This is a genomic window from Blautia sp. ZXY-1-C6 (assembly GCF_056339875.1).
This window is the reverse complement of sequence record NZ_JBWJVQ010000237.1, coordinates 1-19,450: the sequence shown is the minus strand read 5'-3', so window position 1 is coordinate 19,450 and position 19,450 is coordinate 1. Positions and strand designations below refer to the sequence as shown.

The window sequence follows — 19,450 nt, the reverse complement described above, 5'->3', positions numbered from 1 at the left end:
TGACCTCAAATAGTCGGGAGGTAGATAATATGGCAGCTGATGGCTCAATCATCATTGATACCAGGATTCAGACAGAAGGTCTTTCCAAAGGATTAAATACGATTAAGGCAGGAATGACAAGAATTACTGCTCAGGTATCAAAAATGGGAGAAACAGCAAAAAATTCATTTCAAAGGCAGATTGCAACAGTTAACAGCCTTTATCAAAGCTATGAAAAGCAGGAAAGAAAAGTTGCTGAATTAAAATCTAAGCTGGATGAGCTGGGTAAAAGCAAAATAGAAACAGAAGAATACAAGCAGATTTCGGATCAGATCAAGGCTCTTGAGACAGACTTTGAAAAAATAGAATCTAAACAGCGTGAATGGATTGATATGGGATTTCCAGTTGATTCTGGGCCTGTTAAAGAACTAGATAAGCAGTTGGATGAAATATGGGCAGACATGAAGAGACTGCAGAACAAACAGAAGGAGATGCAGGTATCCGGCAGTGCGTACATAGATCCTAAATCGACAGATGCCTATAAAAATACATTGCAGAAGTACGATGAGGAATCACAGAAACTGGAACGTATAAACGGAAGGCTATATTCTTCATATAATAATCTGAAGAAAAAAGTAGAGGAATATCAGGAAAAGAATAACAAGCTTGTTCTGGTAATGCAGAATCTACAGAAAGCTGCTGCACGTGTAGGTGTAGTCATGAAGAACATTGGCTCTGCTTTAAAGAGCGTAGGATCGGCTGTAAAAAGTATGGTCTCTGCTATGAAAAAAGCAGTGGAATCTATGTTTAATTTCGATAAGCAGGCAAAATGTTCTAAGGCAGGTCTGGATGAGGTGTTGGGAATATCACTATTGTTTTCGGGCATGTCCCAGGCTATAAATGCTGTTGGTGACGGAGTAAAGACGGGAATTCAGAATCTTGCTGAGTATTCTAATACCGCAAACACAGCAATGTCTTCATTGATGTCCAGTATGACAAGATTAAAAAATTCTTTTGCAACAGCATTCGCACCAATATTGACAACAGTCGCACCGATTCTTGTCAAGTTTATTAATCTTATGTCAGATGCGGTTACCCGCGTAGGTATGCTGATTGCAGCATTAACCGGGCAAAAAACTTTTACAAAAGCAATAGGCGTTCAGGAAGACTATGCTGCCAGCTTGGATAAAACAGCGGATAGTGCCAAGAAAGCCACAAAGGAAGTAAAAGGATATCTTAGCCCGATTGATGAACTTAATAGATATGATGATGGCGTAAACAGTGCAGGAACAATCGGCGGGAACAAATACACTGACCCATCTGCCGGTGATATGTTTGAAGAAGTTCCTATCACGAGTTCTATAAAGGGAATTGCTGATAAGATCCGAAAGCTCATCAAAAAAGAGGACTGGGAAGGGTTGGGGGCTTATATTGCCAGTGGCATTAATAAAGGCCTGCAGAAAATTTATGATGTGATTAACTGGAACAATGTTGGACCCAAGATTACAAAATTCTGTGATGCTTTTACAAGAACATTTAATAGCCTGGTTGATCATATTGATTGGGATTTGTTAGGACGTACTGTAGGGGTTGGGATTAATACTCTTGTGAATACTATGAATCTTCTGATTACAGGAATAAATTGGAAGAATCTTGGAAAGAAATTTGCAGAAGGTATTACCGGTCTGGTTCATGAGGTAAACTGGAATAATCTTGGACAGCTGCTTGGCAACATGTTCATGATTTCCTGGAAGATATTCAGCGGATTTGTTCATAATCTTCCTTATGCTGATATTGGAAAGGCGGTTGCGGATGCACTGAACGGTGTTTTTTCGACTGTTTCATTTTCAGAGATAGGAGATACACTTGCTACTGGACTTAACGGTGCGTTTACAACTCTTTACAATTTTGCTGTCAATTTCAACTGGAAACAGATGGTTGATAATATTGCGGGAGGAATCAATACTTTTGTATCAAAATTTGATTGGAAAGGCAATGGACAGAAACTGGAAATATTCCTGAACAATTTATGTACTTCTTTGGTTGGACTGGCTCAAAAAACAAATTGGGAAGAAGTAGGGAAAGGAATAGGAACATTCTTAAGTCAGATTGATTGGGGAAAACATCTGTGGCAGGTCATTGAAGCAATCAAAACAACGATTGGAGGTCTGTTTGATGGGTTGGAAGAGGGTGGCACAGCCGGTAAAATAGCAGCTTTTCTCGGAAAAGCATTTCTTGCTGTAAAGATTGCGGATATAACAGGGATTGGCAGTCTGGTAAAGTTGCTGATTGGAGCAATAGGAAAGAAGATAATCGGATCTGAAGCAGTAGCGGCTCTTTCCGGAAGCCTGACATCTGTACTGGGAAAAGCTGCCAGTGCGGCAGCGGGCGGATTTACTTCCCTTGCTTCATCTCTTGCCCCATTGGTAGGAACAGCGGGATTGATCGCGGCGGTAGCTATGGCGGCAATTGTAGGAACAGAAAAGCTGGCAGGATTCATAGAAACCTTACAGGGTGGAAACGGTGTTCTGACACAGGCGGGTGGATATCTGCATGATTATGCTGGGGCAATGAGTTCCTCGAATGTAATAACCCAAAAGCAGGCAGAAGACCTCTGGAAGTTGATTGAAGCCGATGAAAGTGCGGGAAAATCCAATGCTGAAATGTATGATAGCTTTATTCATAAGTTGGCAGAATATGGCATATCTGCTGAGCAGGCGAAAGCAATACTTGAACAATATGGTGCTCAGGCAGGCGTAACAGGTACCTTCGTAGAAGATATGACCAATAAAGTGCTGGCATTGGGACAGGGATTCTCTGAAAGTGCAGGACAGATTGATCTCTCTTCGCTGAGCGCGAAAGAAGCAATTAGTGTTTTATCGGACACTCTTTATACATTAAGCCTGAAAGGGAACGAATTTAGCGGAACCTATCAGGGAGTCAGAAGCCAGCTTCAGGACACTGGCGGAAGTGCCAAGAGCGCACAGGATGCTTTGAACATGGTTTACACTGCTTTGAAGAATGCAGGTGTACCACTGGATGATCTGAATGCAGCATTAGGGGCAGAGTTTCCGGCTGCAACTACGGCGGTTACTACAGCGGTAGATACCAATATTGTCGGAGCGCAGGAGAAGATTTCTTCATCAATAAAGACTGCTCAGACTGATGTGGAAGAGGCTACAGCCGGAATTAAGTCCAGTACAGAAGAAAATTTTGCAGGAGTAAATGATTCTACAGTGCTTAACTGGGGAAATTCTGCAAAAGAAGTGAAAACGAATGTACGAGCCATGAAGATACAGGCCAACTTAAGCCTTGGTGAGATGACCAAAGGTGTTAAGAGTCAGTTCCAGAGTCAGTATAACATCATGACAAGAAAATGGAAAAACGCCAGTGACGAAATCAATAGGACGGTTGGAGGTATGTCAGGCTCGATTGACAAAAGTCTTTCTTCCTTAGTTGGCAAAGTAGAAAGCTATGGATCCAGAATGGAAAGTGGTCTTTCCGGAGCAATATCCAGGGCGGCAGATAGAATCAGCACTACATTGAATAATATTATATCTAAAGTAAACGGTATGATTAATAACATAAACAGTGCAATCTCGGGAATTGAAAGAGGCTTTACGTTTTCATATAATGTACAGCTTCCTAATGGCGGACGCCGATGGGGAAATTATTTCATGAGCCTTCCAAGAGTAAACTCAGTTCCGTATCTGGCCAGTGGCGCAGTTATTCCGCCAAGGTCAGAATTCCTTGCAGTATTAGGAGATCAGAAGAAAGGGAATAACCTGGAAGCACCGGAAAGCTTGTTGCGTCAGATCGTCCGGGAAGAGTCAGGAAAAGGACAGGGGGACGGAAATACCTATAATGTTACAGTTAATGCGTCCGGCAGAAAATTACTGGATATTATTATCAGTGAAGCTGAAATGAGGAGACGCAGAAACGGGAAAAACCCATTTGAGTTAGCATAAAGAAAAATGGGGCACAGGAACAACTTAAAGCGGAGCAAAGAAAGGAAGAAATTATGCGAACCAGAGAAGCAACTTATACAGATTATGGATTTAAAAAGGGAGAGGAAAAACAGCTGAAGCAGTATTGTCTGGATTTGGAACTGCCGGACAAGCTTCTGCTGTTACAATGTGCGCATGAATGCAATCCTATGGTTGAAGATGATCTCTTCTACAGTATATCCAAGGGCGTGGCATTTCAGGTCCTTGCCAGAAAAGGGATTGATCAGAATTACAAATGCCATGCAGATGTTTATGGATATAAACGAAAAACACTGGCATTATTCAGATCTGCACTACAGGCATGCGGAAGATATCCATTTTAGCAATAGAATGGAAAATTAGGTGAAAATATTACGGTACTGTAAGGATATGGGGCTGTATATAATATGCGCGAATGGATAACGAAGCGTGAGAAACAGCATTATGTTGGAAAAAGATTGCATTTCCGCATATATAGCCGAAAGGCAATAACATATTTACTCATGGTTGTTGAGAAATGTTGAGATTTTTTATATGTAGCCCCATAACAGTACAGTTATTTCCGAAATAGAACTTGAAAAAAACTTGAAGCATTGGTTTATATAGCTCTGAAAATAATTGCAGAGCGGAAAGGAGCGTTGTTATAGACGATTTAGTATATCTTAAAAATGAACAGGCAGTATGTGATAGTTTACAGGTAGCGGAGAAATTTGGAAAAAGGCATTCAGATGTCATTAGAGCAATAGAGAATTTATTGGCAAATGACTCAACGCAAAATTGCGTTCAGTGCATCAAGCCATCTAAGTATAAAGATGCTTCCGGAAAATATAATAAAAAATATTTGTTGAATAAAGATGGCTTTGTGTTCCTGGCATTTGGTTTTACTGGAAAAGAAGCGGATGCCTGGAAATGGAAGTATATTGATGCGTTCAATCGGATGGAAAGACTTGTTTATGAAAAGAATACTGCTGCTTATCAGATAGCAGATCAGGAAGAGAGAACCACCAGAAGAGCAGAGACGGATGTTATCAAGGAATTTGTGGAATATGCCAGAATGCAGGGAAGTACTCACGCAGATCACTATTACAGCAATTATACCAGACTGGCATATAAGAGTGTAGGAATCACTGACAAGACAACTGCTGCTGGAAGTCAGTTAGATGATCTGTCATTGGTGGAACATCTGATAGCGCATACTTTAAGAACAGGCATGGCAGCAGGACGTAATTACAAAGATATTTACCAGGACTGCAAGAATCGACTGGAAGCTATGCGATATTTACAGTGTACAGCATGAAATGTTTTATTTGTCCAGAGTACAGGCATAAAATAATGTGAAAATGGATGGAAACAGTGCAAGGGTATATTTGTATAGAGTAAGGTGGGACAAAGAAAAATAGACGATTATTACAAAGCAATGAAAGGTGTGGAAAGCATAAGGGAAATGCCGAGAATGGATCCCGATAAATTGAATAGGCGAAGCGGCAGCAGATGAGAGCAGAGGCAAATGGAAATTGACAAATTCTGGGGACTGGCATATAATATACTTATCAAGACAGCCAGTAAGGGAAGTCAAGGTTCCCCGTCCTGGCAAGATATATGTTTAAGACGTAGCCGCCTATTCTTTACCAGAGAGCAGGGCGGCTATTTCTTATGTGTGTATGTAAGGATAGATACAATTAAGCTGGCTGTTGTCAGAATTATCATAAATATCTCGTAATCGCTCATAAGCATCCCCTCCTGTCAAGGCTCAGGATCAGGGGAACCACAGCCGCTCTACTGGCTGCCTAGATAAATATACTATATTCAGTTTTAGTTTATTGAAATCCCATGTTTTATTGCCTGCTCTTTGAGTTTGAGAAAATTTTTTGTTTGAGCATTTTTCATTCTACTATAAGCGCTAAAAGATTTGGGAGCTAGTTCAGGTAATTCATAAAAAATATGATAGTATTCTTTACGCATCAAATTTTTCTTATGAAATGCCTTCTGCTGTTTTATGTATTCAGGATTATCTTTTATATGATTGATCAATTGCTGATAGTTTGCATCATGATCAAGTACAGAATATATATATTTCTCAGCCTTGTCAGCTTCGTCAAACATTCCCATTTCTACGTGCCATTGTACTATCCGGTAAAAGTGGCTTTCGTCCCAAGATAAAAAAGGATGAGCAAACATTAATTCAGTACATTTCCATAAACAGGCTGAACATCTTATTTTATCTTTGCGATTATAAAAGCTTCCAGCTTTCATCCTTAAAACATAATCTAAATTTCCAGTAACGCCATATCCCTCCATTATATTTTGATGTGCCGGGAATTTTGGTACAGGAATGCGCTTTAAATCGTCCAGATTCTCCAGATCATATTTTACTCCATCTGAAACCAGATATCTGGCATCGTACCAGCTTTCTTTATCGGTGGGATATACTTTGTACATCTCTCCGTTTTTGAAATAGATGGTTTGAGCATCAGGAACATCATCGGATGATGAATTGAAAACACTTTTAATTTTATTGAAAAGGCTCATGGAATCCTCCTATACAAATAGAACAGTAAAATATCAGGTATTGTTTTATTTTTTTACGATGGAAAGGCGGTAGGTGACGTGATGATCTTCAGATGGTGGATTCTGAAAGACTTCCTCATCAATCTCCAGATTTGTCCAGTCATCTGTTTGAATTACACCGTCAATCAATTCTACCCGGATAAAATCAGGCAGATTCATAATATCATCATAGGTGTATAAACGTTTTGCCATGAGAGCACATCCTTTCGTGAATAATATTAGTTATGCGTTGTCACGTTCCATCCGTTGATCAACTGCTTTTTTGATATAACCGTTTACGGATTCTCCGGCAGCAGTCGCAGCGGCTTTGATTTCTTCGTATTTTTCCTTTTGGACATCAAGAGGAATACGTTTAAGTTTATTTTTTGCATATTCGATATCATATTTGGCTTTAGTTGAAATTTCAGGCATTAGAGATTTCCTCCTTGAGATACTTGTATGTATTTATTTAAAATGTCTCTATCCCATAAAAGAACGTTTGTTTTCTGGGCAAGATCTTTTGCTTGTCTGGTGAAATAGCGATTTGTCATTACTACTGGAACATGGCAATTATAATATCTACATCCGGAAAAGGCTTCTTGCACTGCTTTGTTTCCGATATCAGAAGAATAACATTTGCACTGTATGCCATATTTTACACCGCCTTTCTCGGCAAGAACATCGATTCCCTGATCTCCACTACCTTGTGTAACACTAACATTGTAGAAACCATTATTTTTGAGCAGCTCAGCACAATAATATTCGAAGTCGTGTCCTTCCATTGTATCGTAGACAGGAATTTGTGGTTCTGGTGATATATAAGATTCAACAGTGTCTTCTGGTTCAGAAGCGGATTCAGGAGCATAATCACTTTTGCTATATGACGGAATAATTGGTTCTACGTCATTAGAATCAGTAGAATTTGTTTTGATGATTCCTGAAAAAGTTCTGACTATAGAAGAAATAATGGTGCATACAAGAGCTATTATTACGGCACCAGGAACAAATATAACTAAAGTAGCAACAAGTCCGGCTATAATATGTGAACTGTCTTTCTGAAAACCAGTAATTGTAATGTAAATCATAAAAATAAGCCATAAAGCCGTAAAAAATGCTGTGACTTTGTGGTGAATGTAAAATGTTGTGATTTTTTTCAAATCTCTCTCTCCCTATAGTTGATTTTAATACTTCAAAATTATATCAAAAAGATGAAACTGTGTACATAGTAAAAAGATACAAAAAACTACGTACATATTTGTAAAAAAAGTCAATAGACAGGTAACTACGTACATAGTATACTATAATCAGTTCAAGGGAACAGAACAACAGCGAAGAGTGAAAATGAAGTGATTGTAAGATGTACCAAAGACACTAACATAACACCGGGCAAGGGTAAGGGGATAATGAGACGGTCGAGAAACCTTAGATAGCTTTAAGACCTGCCGGGGCTGTTGGGAATTCCGATAAAGGGAGGGATAAGAACATGAAGTACAACTTATCAAAGATCATGTTGAAAGCATGGAAAGTTTACCGCAAGACAAAGAATATCAGCTTTGCAGAAGCACTTCACAGAGCATGGTTATCTGCAAAGGCAGAAGAAATCAATGCAAAGAGAATCGAAGATGCGAAACATGCAGCAGGAATTACAGAGGAAACCAATACCTTTGCTAAGTGGAAAGAGCTTGGTTATAAGGTAAAGCATGGAGCATCAGCATTATTCGGATGTTCTCTTATCTGGGGAAGCAGGGGAGACGGCGCAGAATACAAGGCAAGTTTCTTTGGAAAGTCTCAGGTAGAAACAATTTAATAAAAAGCCCTTACCAGAGCGGCAACTCTGATAAAGGCAAAGTAACCCGACAAACGATCAAAATTGAGGGGCTGTGCGTATTATAACATACTCATTCCCCTCAGACAACAAAAGAAAGGAACGAAAGTATGATATCAGTAATGGACGTTCTTGTAATTTTTTTGAGTGGATTTATATCTGCTAAAGTATGTGATTATGTACACGAATTAGAACGAGAGGAGAATGAAGCATGAGTAAAGAAAAAACATTGAGAACATCAGAAGAAACAGAAGTGATGCAGGCTACAGGCGTTCCGGCACAGGAGACAGAAGAAGTAAGTGCAGCTCTTGCAACTGAGATTATCGCGGATCTCAAAAAACAGCTGGAAGAGGCAAAAGAAGAGGCGAAAGATTGGGAGGAAAGTTGGAATATGAGCCGCGATCAGGCCAGAGTACTGTCCAGACAGTCAGATATTATTAGCATGGCGTTAAGGATGGATGATTTAGAACTATTAGACTTAGCTTTTGGATTTGTTAGAGGATGCTATAACCAGCAGATTAAAAAGGAACAGGAGGCAGAAAACAATGGAGAAGTGTAATTTAACTCAGGTTCCTTGTAGAAAAGCAATAATGGACGTTGTCCAGGCTAACAAAGATAGAAGATCATTACAGCACATCTATGAGCTGGCAGAACTCTTTCGGATAGCTTGTTCCAGCAATGAAGCCTTTATGGAATTATCAGAGGAAGATCAGGAGCGTTTCTGGCTGATTATAGATGCTTTAATGATGAATGATCTGGAAGATCTCAAAAGAGTACATAACCTTGCTAATTATCTGATGGTAAAGCGGATTAAAGATAATGTGAAAGTGGCGGAGGCATAACATGGATTATAAAAAAGAAATTGAAAATTTTCTGAATGAAATCCAGAGCGAGAAATTTCTGAAATTTTTGTATAACGTAATTGTCTCATTTAAGAAGCAGTGGGGGTACTAATATGGATTACAAGAAAGAAACTATTGAGATATTACAGAAGGTAAATGATGATAGCCTGCTTGAATTCTTCTATAGATTCATTGCCAGAGTATTAAAGAACAGGGGAAATTGATATGGATTACAAAGAAGAAACTATTAAACTGATTCAGAAATGTAATAATCTTCACTGGCTGAAAGTAATTCATGCTTATGTTTTAAGATTGTTGGGATAATCAGAGGGGCGGCGGACTGCTGCCCTGCCTTAATATAAGAAAGGTATTACTATGGCGAGAAAAGACATTAAAGGTAGAAACCTCCGCGTAGGTGAATACTACGATGAAAAGAATCAGCGATATATGTTCCGTAAAATGGTTGATGGAGAGCGTGTGACAATTACAGCTGCCAGTCTGGCAGATCTCCGTAAGCAGGAGAATGATTTGTTATGTAAGATTGATAAAGGGGCAAGGTTCAACACAAAGAAAGCAAAAGAGACATTAAATCAGTATTTTGATTATTGGTTTGAGACATTTGCCAAGAGCGGGCGTAAAGCGACAACCTGCACCAACTATAAATCCTATTACAATACATATATTAGAAAAACAATAGGCAAGAAGCCAATCTGTAAGATTGAAAAGGTGGACTGCCAGAAAATCGTCAATGGAATGATTAAGGATGGAAAGAAAACTTCTACCATGACGAATTTAAAAAGCTGTTTAAATGCAGTATTTGAATGTGCAGTGGATGAAGATGTGATACTGAAGAATCCGGCCAGAAATCTCCAGATACCTCAGACAGGAGCAAAGAAACGTACAGCAATAGAATCAGATCAGATAAAACTGTTTATGGATTATGTAAAGACAAGTCCCCAGTATTCTTATGCTTATCCAGAATTTATTTTCTTATTTAATACAGGAGTAAGGATAGGAGAGCTTGCCGGGCTTACATGGGATAACGTAGATTTTAAAAATAATATGCTTACCATTGATAAGACGGTCAACCGTTACCGGAAAAAAGACTTCGGTTTTACTATGGCGTTGGCTTCTCCGAAGAGCAGAACATCAGTCAGAACGATTCCGATGAATAATGAGGTACGAAAAATGCTTCTGAAAGAAAAAATGAGGAATGCAGGTCCTACGATGTCAATTCCTTTTGTAGATGATTCCGGAAACATCAGGAGGCAGGTATCAGACATTGTATTTGCAAATTCTGTTGGGCGTGTCTGGAATGAACCTGGATTCTTAAATCTGATTAACCGAATCATAGAATCATACAACGAAGAAGCAGAGGAAAATGGAAAAGAGAAGCTTGAAAACTTTTGTCCTCACATGGCAAGACATACATATACCACATTGGCATATTCTGCCGGAGCTGATGTTAAGGCTGTCAGTGAGATTCTGGGGCATGCATCAACATCTGTGACAATTGATACTTATGCACATCTGACAGAGGAGAAAAAGCGAAAACAGGAAGAGGTGATAAAGACGATAAAGGTGCTGTAATGGCGCCTTTTTTTGCTGGCCTTTTTGTGACAATTTCTGTGACAAATTTTGTGACAAAGATGACACGAGACGGAGTAAGACAAAAAGATGGCAAATCAGAGAAGTGTTGATTTTACGCAGGATAACACAAGACAAAACAAGATAAAATTTAGTTCGTCAAGAGAAAATGCTTGACAGCACATTGGAAATAGGTTAATATAGTCAAGGTGATTACAGATGGAGAAGTTTGTAGAGCAAGGTTATTTATATGATTTTTATGGAGAACTTCTGACAGAGAGACAGCAGCAGGTTTATGAGAGCGTGGTGCTGGAGGATTACTCGCTGAGTGAAGTCGCAGAGGATCTGGGCATCAGCAGACAGGGTGTGCATGATATGATCAAGAGATGCAACAAGACCCTTGAAGAGTATGAACAGAAGCTTCATCTTGTAGAGAAATTCCTGAATATACGGGCACAGGTAAAGCAGATCCGTGTACTTGCCCGGGAATATCATTCCGATGAAATTGTAAATATTTCCAATGAGATTTTAGAGGAGTTATAACATATGGCATTTGAAAGCTTGACAGATAAACTGCAGAATGTATTTAAGAAGTTGCGAAGCAAGGGCCGCCTGACAGAGGAGGACGTTAAGCTTGCCCTTAAGGAAGTAAAGATGGCTCTGTTAGAGGCAGACGTAAACTTTAAGGTTGTGAAGCAGTTTACTAAATCTGTACAGGAGCAGGCAATCGGACAGGACGTTATGAGCGGTCTGAATCCGGGTCAGATGGTGATCAAGATTGTTAATGATGAACTTGTGAAATTAATGGGAAGTGAGACAACAGATCTGCCTCTTCGCCCGGGAAATGAGATCACAGTGTTCATGATGGCAGGTCTGCAGGGTGCAGGTAAGACCACCACAGTTGCGAAGCTTGCAGGTAAGCTGAAATCCAAAGGTAAGAAACCTCTTTTAGTAGCCTGCGATGTTTACCGCCCGGCGGCTATCACACAGCTGCAGGTCAACGGCGAGAAACAGGGCGTGGAAGTATTTTCCATGGGAGATAAGCAGAAGCCTGTGGATATTGCAAAAGCAGCCATAGAGCATGCGAAGGCAAATCAGCAGAATGTCGTACTTATCGATACAGCCGGTCGTCTTCATGTTGATGAAGATATGATGCAGGAACTTGCAGATATCAAGGCGAACATTCAGGTAGATGCAACCATCCTCATTGTAGATGCGATGACCGGACAGGATGCGGTAAATGTGGCAAGCACATTTGCTGATAAAGTAGGAATCGACGGTGTCATTCTTACCAAGATGGATGGTGATACCCGAGGCGGTGCAGCCCTTTCTATCAAGGCAGTAACCGGTAAGCCTATTCTGTATGTAGGTATGGGCGAGAAACTTTCTGATCTGGAACAGTTCTATCCGGAACGTATGGCTTCCAGAATCCTTGGTATGGGTGATGTCATGAGCCTGATCGAGAAAGCAGAAGCTTCCATCGATAAAGAACAGGCGCAGGACATGCAGAAGAAGTTAAAGAAAATGGACTTTGACTTCAACGATTACCTTACCAGTATGGAACAGATGAACAAGATGGGCGGTATCGGCAGTATCCTGAATATGCTTCCGGGTATGGGCGGTAAGATGAAGGATATTGAGGGAATGATCGATGAGAAAGCCATGGACAGAACCAAGTCAATTATCCTTTCCATGACACCTCAGGAGAGAAGTAATCCGTCAATACTGAACATTTCCAGAAAGAACCGTATTGCCAGAGGTGCAGGAGTAGATGTCTCTGAAGTAAACCGTCTGGTGAAACAGTTTGAGCAGAGCAAGAAGATGATGAAACAGATGCCTGGTCTTATGGGCGGAAAAGCCGGTAAGCGCGGCGGTGGATTTAAACTTCCGTTCGGACTGTAATTGAGAAGTTAGCGAAGCGGATAACGCTTTGACATAAAAGTTACTGTTTCATAGCTGAACAGTAATATAACATAAGAAAACAATATATTTTATTTAATGGAGGAAAAGAAACAATGGCAGTTAAAATCAGATTAAGAAGAATGGGACAGAAGAAAGCACCTTTTTATAGAATCGTAGTTGCAGATTCCCGTTGCAAACGTGATGGAAGATGTATCGAAGAAATCGGAACATACGATCCAAACCTTGAGCCAAGCGCTGTAACAGTTGATGAAGAAGCAGCTAAAAAATGGCTTGCAGCAGGAGCTCAGCCTACAGACGTTGTAGCAAAAATCCTCAAAGATGCCGGAATCGAAAAATAATTCAGATTTACCATGTAAGGTATTTCTGCAGCGTCCACAGGGGACGGGTCAGGGAGGTATGTAATGAAAGAATTAGTGGAAGTAATTGCAAAATCTCTTGTTGAAAATCCGGATGAAGTAGTTGTTACTGAGACAGAAAAGGAAGACGCGATTATCGTTGAACTGAAAGTCGGACCTGCTGACATGGGCAAGGTTATCGGACGGCAGGGAAGAATTGCGAAAGCGATCCGAACTGTGGTAAAAGCAGCTTCTTCAAAAAGCAGCAAAAAAGTGATTGTAGATATTCTGCAATGAAAATAAGGGTCAGGAGCTGTGGAACATCCCATGGCTCCTGATTTGGGTTTAAGCGGATTTGGAATATGGATCAGCATTCGCTGTGAGCAGGCATAAAAGCAGAATGCAAATGACGTATGATATGAAAATTATAGGAGTCAGCAGATGGAAGATTTATTAAAAGTTGGTGTGATCACTACGACACACGGAATACGCGGGGAAGTAAAAGTATATCCTACCACAGATGCAGACAGATTTCTGGATCTGGAATATGTTCTGCTTGACACAGGCAGAGAGAAAAGAAAGCTTGAAATAGAGAATGTTAAGTATTTCAAGAACCTTGTAATCCTGAAATTCAGGGGAATTGATAATATTAATGATATAGAGATGTATAAAAAAAGAGAACTCTGGATCCCGAGAGAAGAAGCGCAGGAGCTGGAAGAAGATGAATATTACATTGCAGACCTGATCGGTATGGATGTAGTTCTCGAAGACGGAAGCAAATTTGGAACTCTGAAAGATGTAATGGAAACAGGCGCTAATGATGTCTATGTAGTAGAGGATGACAAAGGCGAAGAAATTCTGCTCCCTGCTATCAGGGAATGTATCCTTGATGTGGATGTGGAGAAGAATGTAATGACCATTCATCTGATGAAAGGATTAATATAAATGAATTTTCATGTTTTAACCCTGTTTCCGGAGATGATTGAAAATGGCATGAATACCAGCATTACCGGACGTGCGATCACAAAAGGTCTCCTCACACTGGAGGCAGTGAACATTCGTGATTATGCATTCAATAAGCACCAGAAAGTGGATGATTATACCTATGGCGGCGGTGCCGGAATGCTGATGCAGGCAGAACCGGTTTACCTTGCTTATGAGGCGATTGCAAACCGTACGGCAAAAAAGCCAAGAGTTGTATATCTGACTCCTCAGGGGCAGGTATTTAACCAGGCTATGGCCAGAGAAATGGCGCAGGAAGAGGATCTGGTATTCCTTTGTGGACACTATGAGGGAATTGATGAGCGTGTTCTGGAGGAAATCGTCACAGATTACGTATCTATCGGAGATTACGTGCTTACAGGCGGCGAACTTCCTGCAATGGTCATGATGGATTCCATTTCAAGAATGGTTCCGGGTGTACTGAACAATCAGGAGTCCGGTGAGACAGAATCCTTTGCAGGAAACCTTCTGGAGTATCCGCAGTACAGCCGTCCAGAAGAGTGGCATGGCAAAAAAGTACCGGAGGTTCTTATGTCCGGTCATCACGCAAACATAGAAAAGTGGCGCAGAGAGCAGTCAATTTACCGCACGGCAAAAAGACGCCCGGATCTTCTTAAGAAAGCTGATCTGACAAACAAAGAATGGAACTATGTGCGCCAGTTAAGGAAACAGTGGAAGGAAGAAGAGGAGCAGATAAAATGAAAACATCAGATTTTTATTATGACCTTCCTCAGGAACTGATCGCTCAGGATCCTCTGGAGGACAGAAGTTCATCCAGACTGATGCATCTGTCTTTAAAAGATGGCAGCATTGAGCATCGCCATTTCACAGATGTTCTGGATTATATGGAAGAGGGAGACTGCCTGGTCATCAACGATACAAAGGTAATCCCTGCCCGGTTATACGGACATAAAGAAGAGACAGGAGCACTGATTGAAATCCTGCTTCTGAAGCGAAGAGAGAATGATATCTGGGAGTGTCTGGTAAAACCCGGAAAGAAGGCACGCCCGGGTGCTAAGATCACATTTGGAAATGGTATTTTAAAAGGTGAGATCATTGATGTGGTGGATGAGGGAAACCGTCTGATCCAGTTCCATTATGAAGGAATCTTTGAAGAAATCCTGGATCAGCTTGGCGAAATGCCTCTGCCGCCTTATATTACACATAAACTGAAAGATAAGAACCGTTATCAGACAGTTTATGCAAAGAACGAAGGCTCCGCAGCAGCACCGACAGCAGGATTGCACTTTACTAAAGAGCTTCTTGAAAAAGTAAAGGAAAAAGGTGTCAATATCGCTCATGTGACTCTTCATGTAGGTCTCGGAACTTTCCGCCCTGTCAAAGTAGATGACGTGGAAAGCCACCATATGCATTCCGAATTCTACATAGTAGAGGAGGATCAGGCAAAGCTGATCAATGACACAAAGAAGGCAGGTAAACGTGTAATAGCAGTAGGAACCACAAGCTGCAGAACACTGGAATCTGCAACAGGAGAAGATGGAATTCTGAAATCCGGAAGCGGATGGACAGAAATCTTTATCTATCCGGGCTATCATTTTAAAATGATTGATGCCCTGATCACAAACTTCCACCTGCCGGAATCCACACTTGTGATGTTGGTGTCTGCGCTGGCAGGCAAGGAGAATATCATGCATGCCTATGAGACTGCAGTGCAGGAAAAGTACAGATTTTTCTCTTTTGGAGATGCTATGATTATCATATAATGTCACCCAAATAATTATATCAATCAATTATCTGGTTATGAGCAAGTAGCGAAGAGGATGCTTTTATCTGCCTGATAAAAGCATAGTAAAAATATAAAAAAGAGCTGAGAAGTCCTTAACTGGATTTTTCAGCTCTTTTGAAGTATTGATGTGATTTTGGATGAATGAAGGCTCCATTTATTCGGCGTCCGAATTATCGGTATCATAGGATTAGTCGTATGTCTCTGCGTCTGTGTCATCTGAAGCTGAACTGTTCATATCAACGATATCACTATCTGAAGCAGCTGTATCTGCAGAACTGCTCTGGGAGTCATTATTACTGTTATATTTTGCAGTAAAAGAACTGCCTTCTGCAGTAGAAATCCAGGAACTCCGCTCATTGATTTTTCCAAGGATTCTTGTTGCCTCATCACCTTCTGCCGGAGTTGGCTGATAATTATTATATCCATCATAGGCAGCAGAAGAAATGGAGCAGGGAATGATATTGGTCACGTTGTCTTTTTTTACCCCATCGGCATCAATAGTAAAGGTCTGCTGGTAGATCATGGTGTCCATATCACTTGGAGAACTGTTACCGCCGAAGCAGAAGTTTCCGAGGCTGTATACAATATTTCTGCCTTTATAAGTTTCAATGCCCTGAAGTACATGCGGATGATGTCCGCATACAAGATCAGCGCCTTCATCGATCGCGATGCGTCCAAGTGTTGTCTGGTTGCTGTCCGGAACGGTTTCCGTTTCATTACCCCAGTGGAAGATCACTACGATCAGCTGTGCCCCGTCTGCCTTTACTTTTGCGATATTGTCTTTTAACTGCTGCTCGCGCTCAAGATGGTCGTACAGTTCATAGATACCGACTAATCCCACTTTGATTCCCTTTACATCCATAACAGCAGTTTCATCATATCCGAAATGCACAATCCCTGCGTCGTCCAATGCTGCCAGAGTATCATTGAAACTCTGCTCACCATAATCATGACTGTGATTGTTAGCGGTATTTACGGCTTCTACAGATCCGCCTGTCAGAATAGAGGCATAGGATGCGGGTGCTTTAAATGCAAATGTTTTATCCTCCCGTTCATCAGAATCGGTGAGTGTTCCCTCAAAATTTGCAATAGTCAGATCATCTGTGGAGAAAATATCTTTTACATTCTGCAGGAAATAATCTGCACCGTAATTTTCATAATAAGCATTTAAGCTGGTATCATAATCAAAAGTTTCATCTGTGCCAAGAGTGCAGTCACCGACAACACTGAGTGTCAGAGAAACAGGAGAAGATACTGTAGCATTGGAGGAATCCGTGTTCTGAGAATCTGAGGATGCTTTCTGGCTGTTGTCCTTAGAAGCGTTCATGGAAACTGCTTTTTTGGCTGCTGCCTGTCTGGAACTCATATAGTTGCTGCATCCGCGGATACCTGCCAGAATAAGTATAAAAACCAGAACAAAGATACCGATACCTGTTGCAATCAGCAATTTTTGCCTTTTTTCCTGATAGTATTTTGATTTTTTGTAGATGTCTTTCCTGCGTGCAGAAGAAGATTTCGTCTGGCTTCGCTTGTTGGATTGTAGGCTCATATGTATAGTTCTCGCTTTCGTTTATAATAGATTAGAGATATAGTATTTAAAAAAATATTAAAGAGACCGGGCAGTTAAAATATCTGAACAGATGATCAGAATTAACAAAAAATAAATCGTAATTGCTATAGGATATATTCAAAGTATATAGAGAATTCACAGAATCGTCAAGAAATAAGTCTTTTCATAAAACCGTATTTTTGTTATAATACCATGACAAAAGGTTACATAAATATTACAGATAAAGAATGAGATGTGTTATCCTAGAGCGTGTCTGAAAAATCATTCCCGCAATCTGCACGCCCCACTTTGCGGGATATTTCACCCGAATTCAGTTGCCGTAGCCCGCTACGGCGCCCTCATTCGGGCAAAATATCCCACAAATTGTGACGCACATCTTGCAGAAAGCCTTTTTCAGACACGCTCTAAAGCGTATGAAACATGCTCTGAAAGCACTCAAAGATAATGAGAGATGGGTACGTGAGATAGCACTTCTCAGGAAAGAATATGAGGAAAAATAAAGATGAAAACATTGATATTCAACGGTTCACCGCGAAAGAACGGTGAAACTGCATATATGATCCGGACTCTGCAGGAAAATCTTGGAGGGGATTTTAAGGTGGTTAATGCCTACAGGGCAGATATCCGCCCGTGTATAGACTGCAGATGGTGTTTTGACCATGCAGGATGCGCAGTCAAAGATGAATGGCAGGAGGTTCTTTCGTACATTGAAGAATGTGACCATATTATTATGGCATCTCCTGTATATTTTGAGGAGGTTACGGGAATGCTTCTTGCTGTGATGAGCAGACTGCAGACCTATTTCAGTGCAAGATATATCCGTAAAGAAGAACCTGTTCCTAAGAAGAAAACAGGAGCAGTTCTGCTGACAGCAGGAAGTATCGGACCCAGAGAAAAAGCGGAAAGTACGGCAGAGATGCTGCTTCGTCAGATGAGCTGTGACAGTCTGGGGACTGTATATGTAAACCGTACAGACAAAGTGCCGGTCAGAGACAGAGAAGATATCATACAGGAAATAAAAGATCTGGCAGGCAGATTGAGAACAGCAGAATAAATATTATCTGAAAATGAAACACCATTTGCGTTATGTGGAACAGACGAAAGGATGATTAAAATGAAAAAAATAAAATACTTTATGATTACAGGAATGCTTCTGGCATCCATCGGTCTTGCCGGATGTGGGAAGAAGTCAGAAGATGATATTACAAATAAGGAAATTTATCAGGATGATCTTAAACCGCTGACAGAAGAAGAGCTGAATGAAATGGATGCAGATACTTCTGACGAGGATATGAAACAGATTGATGAGCCTGAGGAAGAAACCGCTGACATTACAGATACTACAGATGCAACAGAAACTACAGATAAAACGGAAAATACAGATAAAGCAGAAACTTCAGATTCTTCTGCAGAAAAATCTGCGGATAAAACTGAAACATCAGATTCTGCAGATACAACGAAATCAGAAACTAAAACTAAAACTGAAAAATAATCACAAGGGGGCTGTCGCTGGAAGTATTATTGCGACAGCCCCCTGATCATATTTCTGTAATTATCAGGAAAGAACCTCGTTCTTCAGTTCGTTTCCATCCATAAATGCTTTCGCATTTTCGAGAGTAGTCTCGGCAATGTTAGTCAGTGCTTCTTTTGTAAAGAATCCCTGATGAGAAGTCATCACTACATTCGGGAAGGAAAGCAGGCGCTGGGTAATGGAGCTCTGCAGAATACGCTCGGACATATCCTCGAATACGAAATCAGTCTCTTCTTCATAAACATCCAGTCCTACTGCAAAGAACTTATGATCACGGATTCCGGAAATCAGGTCCTCTGTGCTTGATCAGGCCGCCGCGGGAAGTGTTTACAAGAATTACACCATCTTTCATTTTGGCGATAGTTTCTTCATTGATGATGTGTTTGGTTTCTTCTGTAAGCGGGCAGTGAAGACTGATGAGATCACTGGTTGCCAGAAGCTCATCCAGAGATACATATTCCAGATAATCCAGGCTTTTATTCGGGAAAAGATCGTAAGCGATAACTCTCATACCAAAACCTTTGCAGATTTTTGCCATTGCCTGGCCAATTTTTCCGGTACCAATGATTCCGGCAG

At 40.7% G+C, this 19,450-nt stretch carries 21 protein-coding genes and 3 pseudogenes; 17 read left to right on the top strand and 7 right to left on the bottom strand.

The window, feature by feature from the left end; genetic code table 11:
• Positions 1 to 29 precede the first annotated feature (29 nt).
• The 3 genes from AC075J_RS14820 to AC075J_RS14810 all read left to right on the top strand — a co-directional run bounded on the left by AC075J_RS14820 (position 30) and on the right by AC075J_RS14810 (position 5,262).
• A complete protein-coding gene (locus AC075J_RS14820) occupies positions 30 to 3,947 on the top strand; it encodes a coiled-coil domain-containing protein (RefSeq protein WP_270400426.1) in 3,918 nt (1,305 codons plus the stop codon).
• 53 nt (positions 3,948 to 4,000) lie between these two features.
• Positions 4,001 to 4,309 (top strand): hypothetical protein, encoded by a 309-nt coding sequence (locus AC075J_RS14815; RefSeq protein ID WP_022380613.1) that lies wholly within the window; start codon positions 4,001 to 4,003, stop codon positions 4,307 to 4,309.
• A 248-nt stretch (positions 4,310 to 4,557) separates the two neighbouring features.
• Positions 4,558 to 5,262: a Rha family transcriptional regulator gene (locus tag AC075J_RS14810; RefSeq protein ID WP_407843200.1), complete on the top strand. Its 705-nt coding sequence runs from the start codon at positions 4,558 to 4,560 to the stop codon at positions 5,260 to 5,262.
• Between the two features lie 515 nt (positions 5,263 to 5,777).
• On the opposite strand, the gene AC075J_RS14805 is transcribed toward AC075J_RS14810, so the two are convergent.
• The 4 genes from AC075J_RS14805 to AC075J_RS14790 are packed head-to-tail and all read right to left on the bottom strand — an operon-like array spanning position 5,778 to position 7,669.
• Entirely contained in the window at positions 5,778 to 6,494 is a 717-nt protein-coding gene (locus AC075J_RS14805) for a hypothetical protein (protein ID WP_118616865.1), read from the bottom strand.
• 45 nt (positions 6,495 to 6,539) lie between these two features.
• Positions 6,540 to 6,725, bottom strand: a complete 186-nt coding sequence (locus AC075J_RS14800) for a hypothetical protein (protein ID WP_118616864.1) — start codon at positions 6,723 to 6,725, stop codon at positions 6,540 to 6,542.
• A 30-nt stretch (positions 6,726 to 6,755) separates the two neighbouring features.
• On the bottom strand, positions 6,756 to 6,944 hold the full coding sequence (locus tag AC075J_RS14795; RefSeq protein ID WP_118046005.1) for a hypothetical protein: 189 nt from the start codon (positions 6,942 to 6,944) through the stop codon (positions 6,756 to 6,758).
• Entirely contained in the window at positions 6,944 to 7,669 is a 726-nt protein-coding gene (locus tag AC075J_RS14790; protein ID WP_243097007.1) for a restriction endonuclease, read from the bottom strand. Before AC075J_RS14790 ends, AC075J_RS14795 begins: the two co-directional genes overlap by 1 nt.
• A gap of 326 nt (positions 7,670 to 7,995) precedes the next feature.
• Between AC075J_RS14790 and AC075J_RS14785 the strand changes: the two genes are divergently transcribed.
• The 11 genes from AC075J_RS14785 to queA all read left to right on the top strand — a co-directional run bounded on the left by AC075J_RS14785 (position 7,996) and on the right by queA (position 15,750).
• Positions 7,996 to 8,319, top strand: a complete 324-nt coding sequence (locus AC075J_RS14785; protein ID WP_118616863.1) for a hypothetical protein — start codon at positions 7,996 to 7,998, stop codon at positions 8,317 to 8,319.
• Between the two features lie 229 nt (positions 8,320 to 8,548).
• Entirely contained in the window at positions 8,549 to 8,896 is a 348-nt protein-coding gene (locus AC075J_RS14780; protein ID WP_118521095.1) for a hypothetical protein, read from the top strand.
• The gene (locus AC075J_RS14775) at positions 8,883 to 9,179 is read left to right on the top strand and encodes a hypothetical protein (protein ID WP_118616862.1); all 297 of its coding nucleotides are present in this window, start codon (positions 8,883 to 8,885) and stop codon (positions 9,177 to 9,179) included. Before AC075J_RS14780 ends, AC075J_RS14775 begins: the two co-directional genes overlap by 14 nt.
• A gap of 375 nt (positions 9,180 to 9,554) precedes the next feature.
• The gene (locus tag AC075J_RS14770; protein ID WP_055149869.1) at positions 9,555 to 10,769 is read left to right on the top strand and encodes a tyrosine-type recombinase/integrase; all 1,215 of its coding nucleotides are present in this window, start codon (positions 9,555 to 9,557) and stop codon (positions 10,767 to 10,769) included.
• Between the two features lie 216 nt (positions 10,770 to 10,985).
• Positions 10,986 to 11,309: a YlxM family DNA-binding protein gene (ylxM, locus tag AC075J_RS14765; protein WP_008704687.1), complete on the top strand. Its 324-nt coding sequence runs from the start codon at positions 10,986 to 10,988 to the stop codon at positions 11,307 to 11,309.
• 3 nt (positions 11,310 to 11,312) lie between these two features.
• Positions 11,313 to 12,668, top strand: coding sequence for a signal recognition particle protein (gene ffh / locus AC075J_RS14760; protein WP_008704686.1), 1,356 nt, complete (start codon positions 11,313 to 11,315; stop codon positions 12,666 to 12,668).
• A 113-nt stretch (positions 12,669 to 12,781) separates the two neighbouring features.
• A complete protein-coding gene (rpsP, locus tag AC075J_RS14755; RefSeq protein WP_008704685.1) occupies positions 12,782 to 13,027 on the top strand; it encodes a 30S ribosomal protein S16 in 246 nt (81 codons plus the stop codon).
• 63 nt (positions 13,028 to 13,090) lie between these two features.
• Positions 13,091 to 13,321 carry a KH domain-containing protein gene (locus tag AC075J_RS14750; protein ID WP_008704683.1) on the top strand — a complete coding sequence of 77 codons (231 nt, stop codon included), beginning with the start codon at positions 13,091 to 13,093 and terminating at the stop codon, positions 13,319 to 13,321.
• Between the two features lie 144 nt (positions 13,322 to 13,465).
• The gene (rimM, locus tag AC075J_RS14745) at positions 13,466 to 13,969 is read left to right on the top strand and encodes a ribosome maturation factor RimM (RefSeq protein ID WP_022380627.1); all 504 of its coding nucleotides are present in this window, start codon (positions 13,466 to 13,468) and stop codon (positions 13,967 to 13,969) included.
• Complete coding sequence (gene trmD, locus AC075J_RS14740) at positions 13,970 to 14,728, top strand: tRNA (guanosine(37)-N1)-methyltransferase TrmD (RefSeq protein WP_008704678.1); 759 nt, start codon at positions 13,970 to 13,972, stop codon at positions 14,726 to 14,728. It begins immediately after the preceding gene.
• Positions 14,725 to 15,750, top strand: a complete 1,026-nt coding sequence (gene queA, locus AC075J_RS14735; protein ID WP_025576906.1) for a tRNA preQ1(34) S-adenosylmethionine ribosyltransferase-isomerase QueA — start codon at positions 14,725 to 14,727, stop codon at positions 15,748 to 15,750. The genes trmD and queA overlap by 4 nt, the downstream gene beginning before the upstream one ends.
• A 210-nt stretch (positions 15,751 to 15,960) precedes the next feature.
• Here the strand turns inward: queA and AC075J_RS14730 are convergent, their stop codons facing one another.
• A complete protein-coding gene (locus tag AC075J_RS14730; protein WP_476390470.1) occupies positions 15,961 to 17,322 on the bottom strand; it encodes a CapA family protein in 1,362 nt (453 codons plus the stop codon).
• Positions 17,323 to 17,557: 235 nt separating this feature from the next.
• Positions 17,558 to 17,719 (bottom strand): annotated as a pseudogene (locus AC075J_RS14725) (DUF6783 domain-containing protein).
• Between AC075J_RS14725 and AC075J_RS14720 the strand changes: the two are divergent.
• From AC075J_RS14720 to AC075J_RS14710, 3 genes and pseudogenes are all read left to right on the top strand, one after another.
• A pseudogene (locus AC075J_RS14720) lies at positions 17,657 to 17,788 on the top strand (DUF6783 domain-containing protein); the annotation flags it as partial. The pseudogenes AC075J_RS14725 and AC075J_RS14720 sit on opposite strands and share 63 nt — an antisense overlap.
• Positions 17,789 to 17,845: 57 nt before the next feature.
• The gene (locus AC075J_RS14715; RefSeq protein ID WP_025576904.1) at positions 17,846 to 18,397 is read left to right on the top strand and encodes a flavodoxin family protein; all 552 of its coding nucleotides are present in this window, start codon (positions 17,846 to 17,848) and stop codon (positions 18,395 to 18,397) included.
• A 60-nt stretch (positions 18,398 to 18,457) separates the two neighbouring features.
• Complete coding sequence (locus AC075J_RS14710; protein ID WP_119252694.1) at positions 18,458 to 18,835, top strand: hypothetical protein; 378 nt, start codon at positions 18,458 to 18,460, stop codon at positions 18,833 to 18,835.
• Positions 18,836 to 18,898: 63 nt separating this feature from the next.
• Here AC075J_RS14710 and AC075J_RS14705 read toward each other — a convergent pair.
• A pseudogene (locus AC075J_RS14705) lies at positions 18,899 to 19,450 on the bottom strand (NAD(P)-dependent oxidoreductase); the annotation flags it as partial.

Bases quoted from the DNA above. Each gene is read 5' to 3' on its own strand.
- AC075J_RS14820 (WP_270400426.1), top strand. From the start codon at position 30: ATGGCAGCTGATGGCTCAATCATCATTGATACCAGGATTCAGACAGAA.
- AC075J_RS14815 (WP_022380613.1), top strand. From the start codon at position 4,001: ATGCGAACCAGAGAAGCAACTTATACAGATTATGGATTTAAAAAGGGA.
- AC075J_RS14805 (WP_118616865.1), bottom strand. From the start codon at position 6,494: ATGAGCCTTTTCAATAAAATTAAAAGTGTTTTCAATTCATCATCCGAT.
- AC075J_RS14800 (WP_118616864.1), bottom strand. From the start codon at position 6,725: ATGGCAAAACGTTTATACACCTATGATGATATTATGAATCTGCCTGAT.
- AC075J_RS14795 (WP_118046005.1), bottom strand. From the start codon at position 6,944: ATGCCTGAAATTTCAACTAAAGCCAAATATGATATCGAATATGCAAAA.
- AC075J_RS14785 (WP_118616863.1), top strand. From the start codon at position 7,996: ATGAAGTACAACTTATCAAAGATCATGTTGAAAGCATGGAAAGTTTAC.
- AC075J_RS14780 (WP_118521095.1), top strand. From the start codon at position 8,549: ATGAGTAAAGAAAAAACATTGAGAACATCAGAAGAAACAGAAGTGATG.
- AC075J_RS14775 (WP_118616862.1), top strand. From the start codon at position 8,883: ATGGAGAAGTGTAATTTAACTCAGGTTCCTTGTAGAAAAGCAATAATG.
- AC075J_RS14770 (WP_055149869.1), top strand. From the start codon at position 9,555: ATGGCGAGAAAAGACATTAAAGGTAGAAACCTCCGCGTAGGTGAATAC.
- ylxM (WP_008704687.1), top strand. From the start codon at position 10,986: ATGGAGAAGTTTGTAGAGCAAGGTTATTTATATGATTTTTATGGAGAA.
- ffh (WP_008704686.1), top strand. From the start codon at position 11,313: ATGGCATTTGAAAGCTTGACAGATAAACTGCAGAATGTATTTAAGAAG.
- rpsP (WP_008704685.1), top strand. From the start codon at position 12,782: ATGGCAGTTAAAATCAGATTAAGAAGAATGGGACAGAAGAAAGCACCT.
- AC075J_RS14750 (WP_008704683.1), top strand. From the start codon at position 13,091: ATGAAAGAATTAGTGGAAGTAATTGCAAAATCTCTTGTTGAAAATCCG.
- rimM (WP_022380627.1), top strand. From the start codon at position 13,466: ATGGAAGATTTATTAAAAGTTGGTGTGATCACTACGACACACGGAATA.
- trmD (WP_008704678.1), top strand. From the start codon at position 13,970: ATGAATTTTCATGTTTTAACCCTGTTTCCGGAGATGATTGAAAATGGC.
- queA (WP_025576906.1), top strand. From the start codon at position 14,725: ATGAAAACATCAGATTTTTATTATGACCTTCCTCAGGAACTGATCGCT.
- AC075J_RS14730 (WP_476390470.1), bottom strand. From the start codon at position 17,322: ATGAGCCTACAATCCAACAAGCGAAGCCAGACGAAATCTTCTTCTGCA.
- AC075J_RS14715 (WP_025576904.1), top strand. From the start codon at position 17,846: ATGAAAACATTGATATTCAACGGTTCACCGCGAAAGAACGGTGAAACT.
- AC075J_RS14710 (WP_119252694.1), top strand. From the start codon at position 18,458: ATGAAAAAAATAAAATACTTTATGATTACAGGAATGCTTCTGGCATCC.